Genomic DNA, 21,076 nt, shown 5'->3' on the forward strand with positions numbered 1-21,076 from the left:
GATTGCTATTGGGTCATATCGATCGCCGACCCTCGCTTCCGATTCGACACGTCCCGAAAGGTGCTGCAATATGACCGAAAGACAAAAACGCACGACTTTCAAAACCCGTATGGACGATATGACCTCCGTTCTGAAGAACGATATCTTGACGGGAAAATATATGCCCGACGATCTGCTGCCGTCCGAAATCGCGCTTGGCGAGAAGTTCCGGCTAAGCAAACAATCCGTCCGCAAGGTGCTGGACACGCTGGTGAACGAAGGCTACATCGAGAAGCTCCCCCGCATCGGCGCCCGCGTCCTGAACGCGCAGCCCGGAGATCGGGTCATCGTGAAGTTCGGCTATTATCCTACGCTTATACAGGAAGCGAACCTGTTGTCCCTGATCGACGCGTTCCACAAGCGATACCCGCACATTAGCGTTCAGATGATTCCGATGCCGATTAGCTGGGGCTCGCCGACCGTACGGGAAAGCATGGAGCGGGAATCGATCGATCTGGTCACCGTAAATACGATGAGCTACGAGCTGTTTCTGGATAAGGGTCCCCATCCCGAATCGCTAGAGCCTTTGGAGCGCAACGACGGGATTTACCCTTTCTTGACGAAGCCGTTCACGGCCGGCGATTCGACGTACGTGCAGCCTTTCGTTTTTTCGCCTATCGTCTTGTGCTACAACAAAAAGCATTTTCGGGAAGCGGGCGTGCCCGAGCCGGATAGCGGCTGGAGTTGGACCGACGTGCGCCGGGCCAGCGAAGCGCTGTCGCGCGGAAGCGACCGTTTGGGATTTTTGTTTAATCTGGTCTCGACCAATCGCTGGCCTCTTTTCTTGCTGCAAAACGATTATTCGTTCCGGCCGGGCAAGGAGGGGCGAACGGTCTACCGCGACCCGGTTCTCCGGCAATGTCTGGAGGAAGCCTCAAGCATCGTGGACGACTCGTCCATCTCCTTGTTATTGCCGGACGAAGACGTATCGGGACCTTTGTTCCTTCGCGAGAAGGTTTCGATGATTATAACGAGTTATTTTCATATGAACGCTTTCCGGGAGTCCGGACTCGACTTCGACATCTCGCCGCTCCCTTATACGAAGGAAGCCAGGACGCTGCTGCTTGTCATCGGGCTCGCCATCAATAAGAACGGCACCGCCAAGCAGGCTGCCCGGACGTTGATGGAGTTCCTGCTGTCTCCCGAATCGCAGCTTGCCATCCGGAAGCATACGCTCAGCATTCCAAGCCTCCGTTCGGCGGCGGATCAAAGTCCCGGCAAGGAATATCGTCCGCTTCACTATCCGATGTACCGGGATATCATCCCGACGTTCCGATTTCACAGCGACTTAGGCCTTCCCTTCCGCAGCCTGCTCGTGCTCAATCACGAACTGTTGTACTACTGGGCGAAACTGGAGGATGCGGACACGATTCTGCAGAGAGTCCAAGAGTCGGATCTCGCCGCGCTGCGCTGACCGCCTGGTGAAGACCTCCACCCTTTGCGGCGTCTCTCTCGAGCCGTAACGTTCGACCCCGATAACATCCCCCCTATGCGGTGCAGCCATCTTTACCGGCTACCGCTTTTTGGTTTGTTTCAGTGTCATTATATATTCAATAATTGATAAGGTCAATTCATTTACGTACTAGATACATACCAGATGGAGAGGGTTTTAAACTGCAGCCGGGTCTGTTACTATATAAGGCAATAGAACCGCATGCAACTGGCGAGATCAGTGGAATCGACCACGAGGGAGCATGCGGCGGGACCCTTCCGTTCGCCTGGGAGAAAAGGATCCGCAAACAGGACGCGTATGCGAATACGAGCCTGTCGCGGATCCTTTTTCGCGTTTAAAACCGGCATCCCCATACAAGGAGGTATACGGCATGACGACGATCATGAAAGCCAAAGAAGCGGCGGAACGCGTCTACGACGACGTCCGCTCGCGCGTACAGACGCTCAAGGAAAACGGAACGCAGCCGCAGCTGGCCGTTATTCTAGTCGAAGGAGATCCGGCATCCGCGTATTACGCGCGGGCCAAACGAAAAATCGCGGACCGGCTCGGCATCGCCTACCGCCTTCATGAGCTCCCTGCCAGCGCGACCGAAGCTTCATTGCTGCAGCTGATCGCCGAAAGCAATGCGGACCCCGCCGTCCACGGCATCCTGCTGGAGCTGCCGCTGCCCGCGCACTTGTCCGCGCGCCGCATCGAGCGGGCGATCGCGCCGGCCAAGGACGTGGACGGCGTCACGCCCGCGAACAAGCTCGCCGTCGTCACGGGCGAAGCCGGTCTCTACCCGGCCACGCCGCAGGCGTGCATCGCGCTCGTCAAGCATTACGGCTACGCGCTCGAAGGCGCGGACGTCGCGCTGGTCGGACGCGGCCAGACCGTCGGGCTGCCGCTCTTCCATCTGCTGCAGCGCGAGCAGGCGACCGTCACCGTCTGCCATTCCCGCACGCGGGATCTCGCGTCCCATCTGAAGCGCGCGATGTTCGCCTTCGTCGCCGTCGGCCGTCCGGATACAGTGTCGGCCGACATGGTCCATCCCGGCCTCGTCCTCGTGGACGCGGGCATCAACGAGCTTGCGGACGGCAGCATCCGCGGCGACGTCGCCGCGGATGCGTGCGATCGCGCCGCAGCCTGCTCGCCCGTGCCCGGCGGCGTCGGCACGCTGACGACCGCGATCGTATTTAGGAACTTGATGGACGCAATCGCTTGGCAGCAAAAGGAGGTGATCGGCGTATGAGCGACATCTCGTGGGATCGATCGATTCGGAGCTTCATCGGTCAAGCGGGCAGCGCAGACCCGACGCCCGGTGGCGGCAGCGTGGCCGCGGTGGTCGCCGCGCTCGGGGCGGCCATGTCGTCGATGGTCGGCCGGCTGTCGCAGGGCGACAAGTTCGCCGCCATCCGGCCGCAGATCGAAGAGACGCTCGAGCGGATGAACCGCTTGAGCGTCGAGTGCGAGACGTTGATGCATGCGGACATCGCTTCGTTCGATCGTTACATGGAGGCGCTGCGGCTGCCGAAGGCGACGGACGAGGAAAAAGCGCAGCGTCGTGCGGCGCTGCGCGAGGCCGCCGTGCAAGCGGCCGAAGCGCCCCTCCAGCTCATGGAGAAATGCCGGGAAGGTTTGGCGTTTACGCTCCGAATCGCGGAGGGCGCCAACAAAAACGTCTTGTCCGACTTGGCCATCGCCGCGATTCTGCTGGAGGCCGCGGCGCGGTCCGCCCTGCTGACCGCGGAGATCAACTTCGGTTCCTTTCAGGACGCGCAGCTTGAAGCGGCTTATGCCGAGCAGGCGGGCGAGCGGATGCGCGTCATCGCGGATTCCGCGCGGGACACGCTGGACATCGCCCGCCGCCGGATGCGCGAATAACTGGAGCGCGCGGTCATGGCCTTACTTTCGCCCCAACGGTCATGGTCCCGCGCGTTCCCGCGCCCGTTCGAACGCCTGCCGGTACACGTCCAGCAGCTTGGGCAGTCCGAGCTGGCCAAGCCCGTCTATGAAGGCGTCCCACTCGGTCATCGGCTTGTAGCCCAGGATGAACTTGGCGATATTCGCCCTGTAGTATTGATCCAGCTGATCCAGCGCCGGTCCGACCCAGGCGATCTCGCTAGCGGTCAGCATCGGCGGCTCCCCCGAGACGGGGGACGCGTACTTGGCTGCTTCGCGATAGGCGAACTGCTCGTTGGCGCTGCTGAGCGACATGATCGAGCCGTAGTCGAACCTTCCGTACGCGCCCGCCGTCATGATGCCGGCTTCCTTGCGCAGATCGTTGGGCTCCTTGAATAGAGGCAGAAGCCGCCGCTTGCCCTCCTGTACCTCGTACGTCTCGCCTTCCTTGCCCCAGCTCATCAGCTCCATGCCCTCGTCCGAATACAAAAAGTCAAGGTAGCGCAAGGCCGTATCCAGATGGTCGGTTTTGGCGGATATCGCGAAGCCCAGCGATTCGTAGTCGTTTCTCGGGAGATACGCGAGGCCGTCTATGCCGCTTGGCGGCGGCATGAACGTCAGGTGCGCGCCTACGTCCAGCTGCGCGTTCATAATCTCGATCTGGCCGATGTATTGGACGCTCATAAACGATTGGTTCATCGTCATGAACTGCGTCCACGCCTTGTAGTCCATCGAGAGCCAATCCGGAGGCATAAGCCCATCTTTGTAGAACTTCCTCAAATATTCGATCATCTTCTTAAAATTCGGCTCGATCGCGCCATACTTGGCCTCGCCGGTGCCGGGATCCTGATAAAACGCGGGATAGAGGCCGAACGCCGGACCAAACGTTCGAAGCGTTCCCAGCCCATGCCGAAAGACAAACGGGTAGCTGTCGGGATAGAGACGCTTCAGCGCCTTGGCGGTCTCATAGAGCTCGTCCCAGGTGGCGGGTGGCTTAAGTCCGTGCTTGTCGAAAATATCGTCCCTGTAAAACCACACCATCTGGTTGCCCGCGCCGGCGCCGGCGGTCAGCAGCTGGTACATCTCGCCGCCGGAAGACGTCATGCGCGCTGCAATATCGGGCCTCGAGGTCAGGAACGCCTGGACGTGAGGCATTCGGTCCAAGTATCCAGACAGGTCCAAAAAAGCGCCCCTCGGACCGTACTTCTGCGCGTCGATCGGGTACAACGTGAATAAATCCGGCATATCGCCCGACGCGATCGCAAGCGCCATCGATTCCGGGCCCGTCTGCGTCTCCTGCTCGACCGCGATGTTCGTCGCCTCCCGGACCCACTGCCATACGGGCCAATCCGGCCTAGCCGGCCAGGCTTGCGATTCCTCCGTCAGCATCGTCAGCGGCTCTGCACCGGATGCAGGCGCAGTCTGCCTTCCTGCCTCTGAAGCCAGTACGGACGGGGCGGACGCATCGCCGCCGTCGCCTTCCCAACAGCCGGCCAGCCCGGCACAGGCGGCCATCGCGCCGAGGACAGCGAGCGCCTTCCGCGCGGCAGCCGCCGATTTTCGTTTTCTATTCTCGAACAAGCCGGATCCCCCTTTTCGCCCGCGGCTTTTTCTTATGGGATATCCTGCCGTTTCCGGAACTCGCTTGGCGTCATGCCCGTGAATTTCTTGAACATGCGATTGAAGGACGTAATGTTCCGGTAGCCGACCGACGTCGCTACGTCGTTGATCTTGGCGCGATGGTCGGACAGCAGCTCCTTCGCCCGCGCGATGCGCGTCTCGTTAATATAGTCGACGATGTTGACGCCCGTCTTTCCCTTGAAATACGAGGACAGGTAGCTGCTGTTCATCTTCAGCTTCTCCGCGAGCGCGTCCAGATAAATGACCTCCGACAGATGCGCGTTCACGTACTCGATGACGAAGTCCGTGACCGGATGCTTCTCTTCCTTCTTCGCCTTGAAGGCTTCAGCCGCGTCCCTCACCAGGTCCAGCAGCAGCCGCTCCAGCTCGGCCGCGGTCTCGCACCGCGCGATACGCTCCTCCGCACGCGCGAGGACGGGCGACAGCCGATCCGGGTCGGTCGGGAACTGGATCGCGGAGACGCGGATCTTGCTCACCGTCGATTCGGCGAACCGCAGCAGCGCCGACGCCGGCATCGTCCCGCTTTCCCATCGGTCGTACAAACGCTGCATGATGTCCGCGGCGCGTTGCCCGTTGCCTTCCTTGAGTTGAACGAGGAACTCCTTTTCCTGATCCGGCGGCAAACCGACGATCGCCGGCGCCGGCACGGGTTCGACGATAATCTGCGTCTCGTCGGTCAGCCGCCGATCCCTGGCAAGCAGCTGCGCTTCTTCGTAGGCGGATGTCAGCTCGTCCGACGACCGATGGACCGGCGTCATGACGATCGTCACGATGCCGTACGCCGTGTCATGATCGAACACCTCCTTCATGCGCTCCAGCAATCCGGTCAGATCGGCCGTCCGGTCGGTCGGCACAAGGCTCAAGATCTGGTTGCGCTCGATCTGGAACGTCTGCGAGTCGGGGAATTCCGGCTGAAGGTTGGCGTCGATATAAGCCTTTATATAATAAAGCCATTTGTCGATCGGCTCGGGCTCGCCCGATTCGCGGTGCCGGGGCTGGACCTGGCACAAGATAAAGACGAAGGGCTTGTCCGCGAACGCAAGGCCTGCGCCCTCGGCCTCGCGGCTGCGAATCGCCTTCAGCCGGTTGACGAAGCCGACCTGCCGGCGAAGCTCTCTGCTCCCGCGCAGCTCGTCGTCGATCAGGTTAAACTCCCGGATGTTGGAGCGGTTCGGCATGGCTTCGTTCATCGATCGCAGCGATTCGATCACGCGCTTCAGCGGATTGTTGATCCGGACGGCGAACATGACCGCGATCAGGATACTGAGCAGCACGGCGGCGGAAAGGATCGCGATCAAGGTGGCGCTCAGACGCGACTGATAGGCGATCTGGCGGGCCGGTACCCGGTACGCATAGCTGTAACCGGTTCCAGTTCCCTTTCGGATAAAATAATAGTCGTCGCCGCGAACGAATCGGTCCTTTCCCGGCTTCGTCAGTTCGGCATAGCTCAAGAACGGCTTCTCGCCTTCCCTGCGGTAGAGGACGCGCCCGTCTTCGTCGTAGACGACGAAATCGTCGTATTTGCTTTGCTGGAACGCGTCGTACATTTTCCCTGCATGGAGGAATACGACCATGAAAAAATCGGCGTTGCCGTCGTACTTGAACACGACGGGAATCAAGTCTCCGATCGGCTCGGAGCTGCCCCGGAAGATAGAATTATAGAAAGGGGCCGAAGGAAACACCCGGTAGGTATACGAATCCGAGAACTGCGCGCTCCAGAAATCCGGCGGGTACGCCTCGCTCGCGTAAAACTTTCCGAACATCGCCCGGGCGGTCGTGCTCGTGTTTTTTTCCAGCACCGCATTGCCTTGCGCGAGGACAAAGGCGATATTATCGATAAACAGATACGGATTGGCAACCCATGTCGAGATGTCGCTGATGACCTGCGGGAACTCGTCGTAACGGGGAGGCGCCCCAAGCCGCTGCACTTCTTCGCTGAAGAACAGGTACATCTGCTTTTTAACGAGGTCCAGATGCTTCTCGTAGCCGTTCATCGCGTTGTCCAGCATAAGCGTGTTGTAATTGACGATCTCTTGCTTGACGCTCCGTTTGGATACCGAGATGGCATAGACCGTGAGGGAGACGAGCAGCACGATAATGCATAGAAATCCGGCGATAAGCCGCATGAACAGCGAATAGGATCTGCGTCTGAAAAAGAGCATGGGCTGAAGTTGTCTCATGCGACCCCCAAGCTTGTACGATTATGTGCTGTCGTCAGGCATCTCAATCTTATCAAGCCTGCAGTGGCGTGTAAATTGCAACTTCGATCGCGCTGCGCGAAAAAACGATCCCCGAATCCGCTTGGATCCGGGGATCGTCCTCATTGAGGACTCGCCTATCGCGAGATTAAAAGATAAACGGCACCGTCGGACTCGAGGCGATGTCGGCGACCGCCTGCTTGGAGGCGCCGCCGTAGGCGACGTTGAACGTATAGGAGACGGGCAGCAGCTCCTTGCGCGCGAAGCCGCCCGAGAACGTGCCGAACGTCCGCCAGCCGCTCGCGTAATAGGAGGCCTCGGCCCCGTCGATCGGGTTGCCCTGGCCGTCCTTCAGCTCCAGCGCGACGTTCGCCGTCTGGAATACGACGATCGGGTCGATGCTCGTATCCTGGGCTTTCTGAAGGATGGCGCCCTCGTACGTCACGGCATACGTATAGTTGCCGGACAGCAACTCCTTAGATGTCTCTCCGGAGACGGTCGTGCCCAGCGTACGCCAGCCCGTCGCGTAGTATGACACCTCGCCGCCGTCCAGCGGCGCGCCTTGGCTGTCCTTCAATTTTACCTTAACCTTCACCGTCTGGAAGTCGACGTTCGCATTGTCGCCCGTATTCTGGCTCTTCTGCTGGGCGGTGCCCTCGTACGTCATGGCAAACGTATAGTTGCCGGGCAGAAGTTCCTTGGAAACTTCGCCGCCGGTCGCCGGGCCGAACGTGCGCCAGCTGTCGGAGTAGAAGGAGACGCCCCCTCCGCCAAGCGCATTGCCCTGGCTGTCCTTCAGCCGAACCTTGACCTTGACGGTCTGGAAATCGATGACGTTGCTGCTGCCCGTGTTCTGCGACTTCTGCGTCGTTCCGCCTTCGTACGTCATCGCGAACGTGTAGTTGCCGTCAGGCAGCGTCTTGCTAGCCGTCCCCGTCGCATCGGTGGTGCCGAACGTCTTCCAGTTGCCGTCGTAATAGCTGACCGCGGCGCCCGTGATCGGGTTGCCCGCGCTGTCCTTCAGCTTCGCGCGAACGGTCGTCGCGGAGAGCGAGAAGCCTACGGTATGCGCAGTCTCGACGTTGCCCGCCTTGTCCGCGGACCGATACCGCACGCTGTAAGTACCCTGGCGGTCGAACGTGACCGGCCCCGCATAAGGCAGCCAGGAGGTGCCGTTGTTCAGGCTGTACTCGGTCTTGTCGATGCCCGAGCCGCCGTTGTCCGTCGCGCCCAGCGCGAGCGTGACCGGGCTTGCGTAAGCGCCGCCCGTGCCGTCGGGCTGCGCGGGCGACAGCGTCGCGGTCGTCGCAGGCGCGGTCGTGTCCGCCGCGGCGGGCGTCGTGTCCTTATACATCGCGACGTAGTCGAATAGGAACTGCGTCGTGAACCGGCTGCCCGCGAAGCGGAACGTGTCGACGGCATTCACATTTGCGCCGTTCATGAATTTGATGCCGGTTATCTTGTAAACGCCGTTCACGATCGTCCCCGGCGCGTCGACGGGGCCCGTGTAGGTCTTGAAAGCGTCCGCCTCCACGGACAGGTCGTACGTTTTGCTCGTCGTGTCGATGTCGATCCGAAGCTTGATCCACTGATTTTGCGGCATCTTGAAGAGCGGACTCAGGTTGTTCGCGGGAATCTTGTAGTCCCCGTACTCATTGGTGGCGGGATTCTTCAGGTTGTAGTAGCCGAAGTTCCCCTCCGAGAAGCCGCCGATCTTCACGATGTCGCTGTTCTGGCCGCGAATCTTGAGTTCGAAGGTGCCCAACTCCGTGTTCATGAACCGCGTCTCGAACGCGACCTTCCCGCTCAAGGGCGCCGTCGCTCGGATAATGGCAGGGCTCTGCGTATAATCCGAAGCGTTAGGCGAGTAGGCGTCCTTTAACAGCAGCGACTGTCCTGCGCCGCCGGGGGTTGCCTCGACGGTGACGGAGGAGACGATGTCGGCTGCAGGCTTGGCGACCGTCCAGCCGCCGGTCTCGACGAACGCGCCGGCGGGACGCTCGTCGAACGAATCGTAGTAATCGCCGCTGCTGCCTGCGGCGGGCGTCGTGACCGCCACGCTTGGCCCGCTCTCGGTCTCCTGGCCCGACGCGCCGATCGCGCGGATCTGGAACGTATACGCCTGGCCCGGCTGGAGCGCGGTCGCATCGTATGCGAGCGCGCTGCCGGCTACCGTCGCAATTTTCGTATAGGCCTGCGTGCCCTGCTTGCGATAGACGGCATACGAGGCGATGGCGCTGCCGTCGCTCATCGTCGCCGGATCCCACGCCAGTCTGGCTGCGGTCGGGAACAGGTGCGTCTGCGTCGCTTCGGCTCCCGAATCCCACGTCGGTAGGCCGGTCGTGTCCTTGTACATGGTCACATAGTCGAACAGGAACTGGCTCTTATAGCGGTTGCCGCTGAACCGGAACGTATCGACGGTGTTCACATTCTGATTGTTCAAGAAAGGAATGCCGCGTACGGTGTACGTGCCCTTCTCCTTGTCCAGCGCGCCGGCAGGGACGCTGATGCCGCCGTAGGACTTAAGCGCGTCCGCTTGCAACGTCAAATCGTACTTGTCGGTCTCCGTGTCGAGATCGATGCGCAGCGTGATCCACTGATCCTTGGGCAGCTTAAAGTCAAGGGCATTGCCCGGAATCTTGACGTTCGTAAAGGTACCGTTCCCGGCGTCTACATAATAGCCGAAGGTTCCTCCCGTAAAGCCGGTCAATCGGACGATATTCGCGCCATTCCCCCGCAAATACAGCTCGTAGTTGCCGTGCTCGTAGCCCGTCGCGGTGTCCTTGAACAGGCTGTTGAACATGAAGCGGGTCTCGAACTTGACCTTCCCCGCGATCGGCGTCGTCGTCCTCGTCGCGATCGGGCTCTCGGTATAGCTGTCGTTGCTCGGAGAAAAATCGTCCTTGACCTGCAGCGATCGTCCTGCGCCGCCCGGCGTGGCTTCGACCGTGACGGCGGACGCATTGTCGCCGCTGTTCTTCCCGACGGTCCAGCCTGGCATCGTCGGCAGCGTACCTGCCGAATATTCGTCGAACGAATCGTAGTAATCCCCGCCGCCGGCGGAAGGCAGCGTCACGGTCAAGCTCGGCCCGTCTTCCGACCGGTTGCCGTCTTCGTCGACCGCCTCGATCTTGAACGTATACGCGCCGCCGGGCTGCAAGCCGGTCGCATCGTAACCGTACACGCTGCCGGCCACCGTGGCGACTGTCTCGAACGAAGTTTGCGACGCTTCTTTGCGAGAGATCTCGTACGTCGCCACGGTCCCCGAATCGTCCGTTGCGGCATCCCATGCCAGTCTGGCTGCGTTCGTGAAAAGGCGGCTTGCTTTAAGCGCAGCGCTCCCCCATTCGGGCGGCTCCGTATCGCTCGCCGGCAGCTCGATCGGCACGCTGTCCAGCGAAGGATTGTCGCTCGTATCGATCGCGCGGACGACGATGGCATAAGCCGTACCGGGTACGAGATCCGTGACCGTCGCGGTCGTCTGACCGTTCGGCACGACCGTCTTCTGCACGCCGTTCGCGAAGATCGCGTATTCCTTGACCGCGACGTTGTCCGTAGAAGCCGTCCAGGAGACCGTCGCGGACGTATTCGTGCGGGAAACGAGCTGTACGCCGCCCGGCATGCTCGGACGAACCTCGTCGTCCTTGTTCTCGATTAAGGCGATCCAGTCCAGGTTCATGGCGCCCTGCGCGTTCCACATCGTGATGTCGACTGGCCCGGCTGGCAGCTGCTGGTTGGTGTGGATGCGAAAGCCTTTCCAGACTTCAGGCGTTTGGCCAAAGTCCGGCTGGCCGTTCGCTCCCATGGTCGCAGGCGCTTCGACGTAGTACGGCTTGTCACCAATCATTGCAAGACGTCCCGTCATCGTACCGACGGGGTTGAACCCGGCGACGTACTTGAGGACAAGGTCGTACTTGCCCGATTTGGGGACGTTCATCGTCCACTTGACCGATTGTCCGGTCTTCGTCCACTCCCCGAGTCCGATGCCGCCGGACAGGAACGGACGCGTCGCATACTTATTAGGGCCGTCGACGGCGACGTACGCCTCCGCTTCCTTCCACTGGAGATTTAACGTAGACCGTTTAACGTCGGGATTCGTCCACACTTCGGCGGGCGTCGGATGGCTGGTGCCGATCCGCGCCAGCTTCAGCGTTCCTGTCGCTCCACGTACAAGAATCGAGGCTCCCGCTTCCAGATAGACCGTGCTCGGCCGTCCGTGCTTTTCGAACACGAAACCCGCCGGCGCCTCATGGACCTCGTACAGGCCCGCTTGATTGCTCAACTTGCCCCACGCGACAGGTACGCCATCTATACTGCCGTACACCTGCATCGTCACGCTGCTCGCCGAGCCGTCGATCTCGACCGGCATCGTGATATTGGGCTGCGCCCCAGGCATCGGCGCATTATTGAGCTTAAAGGCATGCTGCCCTTTTTCGACGCGCAGCGTCAGCTTGCTGCCGGACACCGCCCAATGCACGCCCCGATTGGCGAGGCCTTCCGCGACGGATCCCCCGCTCGGGAAATCGGTCCCGGTGTCGAGGTCGCGAACGCGCTGTACGCCCGGCGCTTCGACGGACACCTGCGTCGGGTCCGCCTGGCCCGATACGGAGAGCCGCGCTCCGTCGTAGGCGATCGTCGCGGGCTGGTCGCTTTCGATCAGCGTAACGCCGTCTTTGACAACCTTTTTCCCGTCGACGAGCAGCGCCGAATTGCCCTTCAGCGCGACTGCCGAGCCGTCGAAGCGGATGCTGCCGGCATCGATCTCGCCGGTCGAAGCCAGGCGGACATACACGACCGTACCGTCGGCGAACGTCAGCTTGGTATAATCGGCATGTTTTTCCGACACGACGTTCTGCGCGGCGGAATCCCGCTTGTACGCTTCCAAGGTCGACACGAAGGTCGTCGACGTCGTCTTGGACGTGCTGAAGACGGCATGCACTTGCTCGTTCGCGGCGAAGCTGCCGCCCGGTTTCACTTCGGCACCCGTGACGCCGATGTATTGATTCGTTTTGGAGACACTCAGATTGTCCGGCGTGTAAAAGCGAACCTTAAGCGCCGCGTCTCCTTTGAGGATCGTCGCGCCGGCATTGTCGCCGTCGAGATCGAGCTGATCCTGGGCATGCAGTCGCCATTCGAACTTATTGCCCTGCGGATCCGCGGACTTCAGCCTGTCGATCATGACGAACATGCCAGGACGCAAGTAGATGACGTCGCGATCCGACTGGCTGAGCGCGCTGCCGTAAGCGACCTTCGCGTCGGCGCTGACCGCGTCGAAGTCGGGCGTCGTCACGAAGCTTTTCACCTTGCCGTCCGCCTCGATATCGTTGGCCCTCTGACCTACGCCGCCGTCGTACGTAATCGCGTTGGCTGCCAACGTCTGTCTCGTATATTGCTCTCTGTGCGCAGTATTGTACCCGTCGTAATGACCGGCCTCGATCGCCAGCGATTCGCCGAAGGCATTAATGATGAAGCCGTTCTGATCGGCATAGCTGTGGTTGTAGCTGCCGAACGGGCTCGACCTGAAATACATCGAGACGCGATCGGGGTCGTACAGCTCGGAATGCATGGCCACGACGCCGACGTCCTCGAACCATCTGGCTTTCGGCAGATCGACCGGCGGGCGTGAAGCCAGATTGTCGTCCCCGTAGAAGTAATTGTTGTTAAGCGTGAGAGACGGCCCCGTGCCGATCGCCTCTGCCGCCCATTTCAGGCGTCCGTCTCCGCTCAATTGGGACAAGCGATTGTAAATGGTCACGCTCGTACCGGATGGCAGGTACTGGCTGTCGTCCCCCAAAACGCCCTTCGGGATGCCGTGCGGGAAAACGTACAGCGGATACAGCCCCGCGTTGCGGGAATAACCTTTTTCGTACAGATTGAGTCCGGTCGACGCCAGGAGCACGTCCTCGAACTCTTGCGCGATGGTGCTGGACCACTGCCAATAGCCCGTTCCCTGCGCCCAGCCGCCGTCCTCCCCGCCCCATGGCGGCAGGATGTTGATGTAAGCGGGTACGATCTTGGCGTACCACTGCTCGGCTCTGCCGTCCGGATATTCGCCCAGCATGGCGGTGGCGATAATGCCGAGATAGCCGAACGCCGACCAGCCGTGGGAGTTGTAGGGACGATTCTTAATGTTGGTATCCGGATTGTCGACGAGCGCCGATACCATCGATCCGGCATGCAGGGCGATCAGGTCACGGAGCGTCGTACGCTCCTGCTCCGTCAGCGCATCGTACAGCCAGTCGTAAGTCATCGCCGAAGCCAGCGCGACCGAGCGCTGGATCTGGTCTTGCTGGCCGGACGGACCGGTCGGGTCCCAGCCGGCGATGCCGGCTACGCTGTTGCCGCCGAACAGCCGGATCTTCGTGTCTGTCAAGTATTTTGGATCTTCCGTAACGAGATATAGGAAAGCGGTGTCGACCATTTTGTTGATCAAATCTTTGGCCTTCCCCGCATATAGGTCCAAAATTTCTTGTTCCGTGAGCTTGGGATCGGTACTAAGCGGCGGCTCCACCGGGGGCGCCTGACCGGCCGTCAGCAAGGAGAGACCTTTGATCTTCTCGTCTATGAATGCCTTCCCGCTGCCCGACAACGCGAGGTCCCTGAATGCCTCCAACGTGTCCGGCGTCGTCCAGATGCGCGGATGGCCTTCCGGCACCTTGCCCATCAACTCGCCCACCGGCGGAACTTCGAACTTCACGAACTGCTCTTCGATGCGGAATTTGCGCACGTCGCTCCATACCGAAGTCCCTTCCGCCTTGTGGAAGCGAACACGCCAGTACCATGTGCCGCTTTCGAACGCTTCCGGGAAGTTGTATATGTTTTCTTTCAGGTCGCTTGTCCCGTACGTGGCGTTCGATACCGACGCATCGCGGCCGACCTCCAGATCGTAGCCCGTCGCGTTCGGTACCGCAGGCCATCTGAAGTCCGGCGGATTCTGCGTCGTGACCAAACCTTCTGCCGGCGCGAACGGCATATTGTAGCCGCCGAACACCGACGCCGGCCAGGCTAAGCCCGTCTCTTCCGCCTGCGCGCTCCTGAAGGCGATGCCGACGTTCAGCAGGCTCGCGAACATCGCGAGGACCATGCTCATCGCCACCGTTTTTCTCATCGTCCAACCCCTCATCGTCCCAGCTCCTTTTCAACCTTAGAAATAGTGAATCTCGATCAAGACTGCTTCCTGCGGGTCCGGCTCGCATATTGGAAACGCTTTCGATCAAGCCTCCCTTCCGTACACGCTTATGGTAGCCCAGCGGCCAGCCCGCCGTATATGAACGGAAATCGAGATAGGTGCAACTATTCCGCTATTTCAAAAAAAGAGATTAGCTTCAAAAAAACAGATTAGGTTCCGAGCTAATTTGATGCGCTTTTCGGCTCGACATCGGATTCCCTGTCCGCTCGCGCTCGCGCACGTATTCGCACCGGATTCGTAATCATGTCCGTCATGCAAAGAAACCGCCCTTTGCGTAACGGCTGCGCGTCGCAGCCGCTCCCACAATGGAACGGTTTCATTTACGTCAGATTTCCTTTACGTCCGTTTACTTTACTTCGTCACCTGCACGACAAGCGCATCGCTTGTCGTCGCGCCTGACGCATTGGCGAGCTCCGCCCGGTACTCATGGCTGCCCGGCGCCCGTCCGGACACGACCGTCTTCGCCGCTTGCGCGGACGGCGTGCCCGCAGTCAGCTGCTGCGTATCGATCAGCGCGCCGTTTTCGTACAGGCGGTACGTCCCGCCGTTCGTGCCCCACCACATGTTCATCGACACGTCGTAGCTGCCGTCGCCGTCCCAGTTGTTCGCGGACAGCACCGGCTTGCCCGGCTTCGCGTCCTTGACGGCGACGGTCAAGGTCTCGCTCGTCGTCCTGCCCTTGGCATTGATCAGCTCGGCCCGGTAGCGGTGCGTGCCGTCGGTCCGCCCCGAGATCGCCGTGACGGCCGATTGCGCCGCCGGCGACGCGCTCGAGAGCGACTGCGTATCGATGAGCGCGTCGTTCTCGTACAGCTTGTAGATGGTTCCGTTCTCCCCGTACCAGAGGTTCATCGTAATCTTGTAGTCGCCGTCGAGGAGGCCCGTGTCGTACCCATTGTCGCTCGACAGCGCCGGTTTGCCGGGCAGCCCCGGCCCTTCGGTCGACTCTTCGCCCTTGATCTTCTCCGCGGTCGGCGTCACCGTGCCGTACGCCGCGATCTTGCCTGCGACGTCCAGCCCGTAGACGGCGACTGCGTTGCCTTCGGCGACGGCGAGATCGCTGCCCGCCGCATAGTCGGCCGCGCCGGGCGGAGCCGCGCCGCCCAGAACCGGCGCCGCCGGCAGCTCCGCCGCCGTCGCATAGACGGCCGCCTTGAGCGCATGGCCCGCCGGCAGCGCGCCTACGGAGAGCCGCGTCGTGCCCGCGGCCGTTCCCGGCGCCGCCGTCACGCTCAGCGCGGCCGCCGGGACAGGCTCCTGCGGCACGACCGAGAAGCGGACGTCGTCGAACAGCAGATAGCTGAACCCGCTGGCGTAGAAGCCGACCTTGCCCGACGGGCGGTAGCCCGGGTCGGTGCCGTCGAGCCGAAGCGCCCCGTTGACGTACACCTTGAGATGCCCGCCTTCGGCAACGACTCTCACGTCGTACGTCGTATCGGCCGCGAGATCCCAGCCGGCTTGAGGCGCCGTTTTCAGCACGGCCCAGCTGCCGTTGTACAGCACCCAATCCGACGTGCCGTCCGCCTTCATCTTGTAGCCAATCCGGGTCGAAGCGTTCGCGTCCTGCCGGTCGAAAATGTACAGCGTGCCCCCGCCCGTCGGCAGCGCAGCCGGCGTACGGAGCTTGAACTCGAGCATATAATCCAAGAATGTTTTATCCAGCAGCCCGGTCGCGCCGTTCAAAATCTTGTACCAGCGGTTCCCGTTCGCGTCCAGATAGATGCTGCGGTTCGGGTCGACGGGCCAGCCGTTGCCGCCCGACTCGAAGTTCGTGAAGTGCATGACGTTCGACACGATGACCTGAACGGCCGCCTTCGCATTCGCGTTTTCGACCGAGGTCGCCGTGATCGTCGCTTCGCCCTCGCTCACGGCCGTAACGACGCCGCTTGCGTTCACGGTCGCCACCGACGAATCGCTGGACGACCAGGTCAATCCCCGGTTCGCCGCGTTCACCGGATCGAAAGTCACGGTCAGCTGCTTCGTATGTCCGGCGGTCACGCGCACCGGATTTTCCGTGGGGATCACGCCGGACACGTCGGTCGTCGACGCCTTGAACTGGATGTCGTCGAACATCATGTTACTCACGTTGTTGACGTAGAAGCCGACCTTGCCGGTCGCGTTGTGCCCCGGGTCCGTGCCTTTGAGCCGGAACGCGCCGTTCACGTAGACGCTGTAGTCCGCGCCCTTGACGAGCGCCTTGATGTCGTACGCCGTATTGGGCAGCAGGTCCTGGCCGGGCCGCTTCACTTCCTTGAGCACCGCCCAGGCCGAGTTGTACAGGAGCCAGGATGACGTCCCGTCCTCCCGCACCTTGTAGCCGATCCGGGTAGAGCCGGCGCCCGCTTGCTTGTCGAAAATGTACAGCGTCGCATTGGCCGGCATCGCATCCGGCGTTTTTAACTTGAAGGTCAGCTCGTAGTCGGTAAAATCCTTGTTGATGAGCGTCGACGCATTGTTCAGCAGCTTATACCACCGGTTGTCGTCGACCTTGACGATCGAGCGGTTCGCATCCTGCGGCCACAGGCCCGAACCGTTCTCGAAGTCCGTCCGGTCCATGACGCCGTCGCCGGTCTCGACGTGAACCGACGCGACCGCCGTCAGGTTCGGATAGACGGCCGACGCGACCGTAATCGTCGTATCGCCGACGGACTGCCCCGTGACGACGCCTGCCGCGCTCACCGTGGCGACCGACGGGTCGGCCGAGACGAACGTAAGCGCCGGATGGCTGGCGTTCCACGGCAGGACCGCCGTCTGCAGCTTCGCCGACTTGAAGCGGTCGACGGTGATGTCGTCGTTGTACACCGCGACGCCGGTCACCGGAAATTCGTGCGGTCCCGCCGTCGTTCCCGGCGTTCCTGACGTTCCGATGTCGCCAAACGGAATTTGCGGGAATCCCTGAATCTGCGTATACGCCGGCGCGTTCGCCGCAAGCGTCAGATCGCCGCCCGCCAGGTTGACGAAGCCGGGATCCGTCGTCGTCACCCAGTTGTCCGCATACTGGACCAGATTGAATTTGTCGTAAGCCCCGTACACGTTGGTCGTCACGCTCCGGGTCACCGTCGGATTGAAGACGATGTTGCCCTGAAACGTATTGGAGTCCGGGTAGTAGCGGTTCTCGTCGAAGAAGGTCGCGAGCTCCGGATACTTGGTCAGATACGGCGTGCCGACGAAGTCGTTGTTCGCGTCGAAAAGCGCCTGCCACTTCGGCATGTAGTTCTTCGGGATCTGATCGTCCGGCTCGTCGCCGAGGAACAGGTCCGCGTAGTCGTACGGCACCTTCGCGTCGACGAAGATGTTGTTGCGGGAAAGGATGTAAGAGCCCCCGTTGTTCTTGATGGCGGAGTTGCCCATCCGGTAGAAGACGTTCTCCTCGATCTTGAGCCCCATCGTGAAGTTGTCGGGGTAGATGCCCTCCACGCCGGCCTTGCTCATCCCGATGTCGTGGAAGTAGTTGCGCCGGATGACGGTGCCCCGCTGCTGCGGCGTCTCTCCCGCGTTCATGTAGATCGCGCCGAGGTCCGAGAAGCTTTTGCACACGTCATAGATCTCGTTGTACGCGATCAGATGGTCGTTGCCGAAGACGAGCACGCCCGGGTGCGGGGCGTCGTGCAGCTCGTTGTGCGACATCCGGTTGCCGACGCCCGACAGGATGACCCCGGGATTGTACGCCTTGTGATAATAGGCGAAGTCGTGAATATGCGAGTTCTCCACGTAGTTGTTGCCCGGCGCGAGCGTCGTCTTGCTGCCGCCGCTCAGCGTGACCGCGGTGCCGCCGATGTGGTGGATATGCGACCCTACGACGCCGAGGTCGGTGCCCGGCGCGCCGTCGAAAATATTGTAGAAAAACCGGCTCTGCGTATTGATCAGCACGCCGCTGTTCGTGAAGTTGCGGATCTCGCTGTTCACGATGCGCACGTGGCTGCCGCCGACGATGACGGCCGCCGAGTCCCGCCCGTTCTCGAGGATCAGCTCCTTGAAGTCGATGTAGGACGCATCGATCGAGTTGATCATCGGCGTCTTCAGCATCGTCACCGTAATCTCGGGATTCGCGGTGGCAAACTCGGCATTCGGCAGGTAATAAAGCTTGCCGGCCTGACGGTCGATGTAGTACTCGCCCGGCACGTCGATCTCCTCGAGCAGGTTTTGCGCGAAGTGGAAATCCGGATACCAGTTCTTGAATAAGCCGCTCATCTCGCCGTAGCGCAGCGTGATCGTCTTGTTCGCGGTGTCGATCGCGGCGATCTTGTTATACGACCATTCCCAGCTGTAGCCGAAAATGCCGTCCAGCCAAATATCGTCCGCCTGCGTCCAATACTGCGGCCGGTCGTACGTATACGTGAACGTGCCGCCTCGCGCCTGCAGGTCCGCGTCCTTGCGCGTCGGTCCGGGATCGATGATGTCGCCCATCTGGACCGTGCCTTCGTTCGGCCAGCGGGCGAGCGTCATGCCCTGACCGTTCACGTACAGCTCCATCGGCGGCACCAGGCTCAGGTCGTTCGCCAGGTAATAGCCGTGACGGCTTATTTCCCCGTAATCGGTAATGCCGAGCGCGGCGAGATCGATCTCCAGCACCTTAGGTCTCGCGTCCTCGCTGATGATCCGGCTCAGCACGGCGCTGTCGGTCACCGGTACGAACCCGCTCTTCGGGATGTCGCGACCGCCTGACAGGCGGACCGTCTCTCCGGGATAGGCCATGTACGCGATCGTCTTGCCGGCCTCGCCCGAGTCGTCCGCGCCGAGCTCGAAGCTCGTCGTTCGCTCGTACAGCCCTTCTCTGAGATAAACGGTGACGCCGCCGTCCGGCAGGCCGCCGTCGTCCTTCATGTCGCGAATCGCGTCGCGCGCCCGCTCCAGCGACTTGAAGGGCGCGGCGATCGTGCCGGCATTGGCGTCGCTGCCGTCCTTCGCGACGTACAGCACGGCTCCGGCAGGCGCCTCGCCGGTCTCGGCGGATACTTGCGCCAGCGGAATAGCACAGAATAATACCATCAAGCCTGCGAGCCATGCCGTCATCCGTCTTTTCATGAGCATGCGATTCCATCTCTCCTCTAGGTATGAGTCTGGAACACCGCGCCCGGCTTCGGCGCCTTACTCGTTGCCGCGACAGCCTATTATTTTTTCAGACCCGACTTCGCCAGGTATTCTTCGAATTGCTTGGTGACCTCGGCCACGTACTTTTCTTCCCCGGCTTCCTTCAGCTTGTCGTACAGGCCGGGCCACGTCTTGTCGTAATCGAGCGTGCCGGTCACGAGTCCGCGCTTGTACTCGCCCCATACCGCGTTTAGATTGGCGATCTCGGTGACGACCGGCTCGGAGTTGAACTTGAAGCCGCCGACCGGGTTGATCTCCGCGGTCTGGTTGATCTTCTTCGTTTCCTCCCAGACGTCCTTCGGCTGGCCTTCCTTGAGGTACGAGTTGAACACGCTGCCAAACACCCAGTCCATGTTCGGCTTATACTTCGAATCGGCGAGCGGCACGATATAGCCTTCCGGCTTCTTCTCGTAGTGGACGCCTTCGATGCCGTTGCAGAGCAGGTTGTACAGCGCCGGGTCGGTGTTGACCAGGTTCAGGAACATCATGGCGCGGTCCGGATTGGCGGACGTGCGGCTGATCGATTGGTTCGTCGTGGCGGAGTACCCGTTGGTGTACCAGTCGCTGATCGGCACGATGACGACGTCGTTGCCGCCGTTCTTCGCCTTGACCTCGGCCTCGACGCCCGGCTTCAGGACGTTGTTGAATTGAACCGCGATCTGGCCCTTCGCCTCGTAGTCGGCCATCTTGGACGTCGCCGCGTCCTTGAAGATATAACCGGCCTTGTACCATTTGCTCGCGAGCTTGAAGTTGTCGAGCTCTTCCTCCGGATACCGGTACAGCTTGTAGGTCGGATCGCCGATCTTCACGTAGAAGTGATCGTCGAGCCCCGGCACGCCCCAGTACGTCTCGTCGCGCGATTCCGGGTTGAGGAACGCGGTGCCGAACTGACCGAACGGGATAATGTCCCGCTCGCCCTGCTTGACCTTCTCGAGGAACGGCTCGATGTCCTCGACCTTCTTGATGGACGCCGTGTCCAGCTGATACTTGTCGGCGAACCGCTTCTGGATGATAAAGCCGTAGCGGGTGCCGTTGATCTGCTGGTTCGGAATGCCGTAGACCTGGTCGTCGACCTTGAGGCCGTCCCACATCACCTGCGGCACGTCGGACTTAAGCTCCGGCGCGTACTGGTCCAGCAGCGCGTCGATCGGCTGGATCGCGCCCTTGCGGACGAGCTCCTCCGGCTTCAGCATGTAGCCGGTCCACAGAATGTCGAACTTCTCGCCGGCGGCCATGACGGTATTCATCTTCTGCACGTAGTCGGCGAGGACGACCGGCATCAGCTTCACGGTCGCGTTCAGCTTTTCCTTGACGATCTTGTTGACCTCGTCCTGCACCTTCTGCTGGTCCGGCTGCAGCTGGCTGGTCGGATAATACCAGGTGAGCTCGACCGGCTTGAGCCCGGATGCGCCCGATGACGCGGGTGCCGCGCTCGATGCGGCGGCGGACGAACCGCTCGCGCTTGGCGAAGCGTTCCCTTCATTGTTGTTGCTGCACGCGGCGAGCGCGGTGGCGGTCAGCAGCGCCAGCGCTGCCGTCGTTCCCAATTTCTTTTTCAACATGCCCGTGACCTCCTAGATACGC

Annotated in this window: 8 protein-coding genes and 1 riboswitch; of the genes, 3 read left to right on the top strand and 5 right to left on the bottom strand. The window is 61.2% G+C overall.

Annotation, left to right across the window (positions count from 1 at the left end):
- The first annotated feature begins 70 nt into the window (after positions 1-70).
- The 3 genes from PQG80_RS15250 to PQG80_RS15260 all read left to right on the top strand — a co-directional run bounded on the left by PQG80_RS15250 (position 71) and on the right by PQG80_RS15260 (position 3,355).
- Positions 71-1,453, top strand: coding sequence for an extracellular solute-binding protein (locus tag PQG80_RS15250; protein ID WP_271752247.1), 1,383 nt, complete (start codon positions 71-73; stop codon positions 1,451-1,453).
- A 232-nt stretch (positions 1,454-1,685) separates the two neighbouring features.
- Positions 1,686-1,770: riboswitch (ZMP/ZTP riboswitch) on the top strand.
- A 92-nt stretch (positions 1,771-1,862) separates the two neighbouring features.
- A complete protein-coding gene (locus tag PQG80_RS15255) occupies positions 1,863-2,723 on the top strand; it encodes a bifunctional 5,10-methylenetetrahydrofolate dehydrogenase/5,10-methenyltetrahydrofolate cyclohydrolase (protein WP_271752248.1) in 861 nt (286 codons plus the stop codon).
- Entirely contained in the window at positions 2,720-3,355 is a 636-nt protein-coding gene (locus PQG80_RS15260) for a cyclodeaminase/cyclohydrolase family protein (RefSeq protein WP_271752249.1), read from the top strand. Before PQG80_RS15255 ends, PQG80_RS15260 begins: the two co-directional genes overlap by 4 nt.
- A 39-nt stretch (positions 3,356-3,394) precedes the next feature.
- On the opposite strand, the gene PQG80_RS15265 is transcribed toward PQG80_RS15260, so the two are convergent.
- The 5 genes from PQG80_RS15265 to PQG80_RS15285 form a co-directional block, all read right to left on the bottom strand.
- Entirely contained in the window at positions 3,395-4,954 is a 1,560-nt protein-coding gene (locus PQG80_RS15265) for an extracellular solute-binding protein (protein ID WP_271752250.1), read from the bottom strand.
- A 32-nt stretch (positions 4,955-4,986) separates the two neighbouring features.
- The gene (locus PQG80_RS15270) at positions 4,987-7,194 is read right to left on the bottom strand and encodes a helix-turn-helix domain-containing protein (protein WP_271752251.1); all 2,208 of its coding nucleotides are present in this window, start codon (positions 7,192-7,194) and stop codon (positions 4,987-4,989) included.
- Positions 7,195-7,360: 166 nt separating this feature from the next.
- Positions 7,361-14,320 (bottom strand): fibronectin type III domain-containing protein, encoded by a 6,960-nt coding sequence (locus PQG80_RS15275; protein WP_271752252.1) that lies wholly within the window; start codon positions 14,318-14,320, stop codon positions 7,361-7,363.
- 432 nt (positions 14,321-14,752) lie between these two features.
- Entirely contained in the window at positions 14,753-19,426 is a 4,674-nt protein-coding gene (locus tag PQG80_RS15280; protein WP_271752316.1) for an Ig-like domain-containing protein, read from the bottom strand.
- 86 nt (positions 19,427-19,512) lie between these two features.
- Positions 19,513-21,054, bottom strand: coding sequence for an ABC transporter substrate-binding protein (locus PQG80_RS15285; RefSeq protein ID WP_271752253.1), 1,542 nt, complete (start codon positions 21,052-21,054; stop codon positions 19,513-19,515).
- Positions 21,055-21,076: the final 22 nt, after the last annotated feature.

This window comes from Cohnella rhizoplanae, assembly GCF_948329515.1.
Taxonomy (GTDB): domain Bacteria; phylum Bacillota; class Bacilli; order Paenibacillales; family Paenibacillaceae; genus Cohnella; species Cohnella rhizoplanae.

Coding starts and splice junctions, on each gene's coding strand:
- PQG80_RS15285 (WP_271752253.1), bottom strand. CDS start 21,054: ATGTTGAAAAAGAAATTGGGAACGACGGCAGCGCTGGCGCTGCTGACC.
- PQG80_RS15280 (WP_271752316.1), bottom strand. CDS start 19,426: ATGAAAAGACGGATGACGGCATGGCTCGCAGGCTTGATGGTATTATTC.
- PQG80_RS15260 (WP_271752249.1), top strand. CDS start 2,720: ATGAGCGACATCTCGTGGGATCGATCGATTCGGAGCTTCATCGGTCAA.
- PQG80_RS15270 (WP_271752251.1), bottom strand. CDS start 7,194: ATGAGACAACTTCAGCCCATGCTCTTTTTCAGACGCAGATCCTATTCG.
- PQG80_RS15255 (WP_271752248.1), top strand. CDS start 1,863: ATGACGACGATCATGAAAGCCAAAGAAGCGGCGGAACGCGTCTACGAC.
- PQG80_RS15275 (WP_271752252.1), bottom strand. CDS start 14,320: ATGAGAAAAACGGTGGCGATGAGCATGGTCCTCGCGATGTTCGCGAGC.
- PQG80_RS15250 (WP_271752247.1), top strand. CDS start 71: ATGACCGAAAGACAAAAACGCACGACTTTCAAAACCCGTATGGACGAT.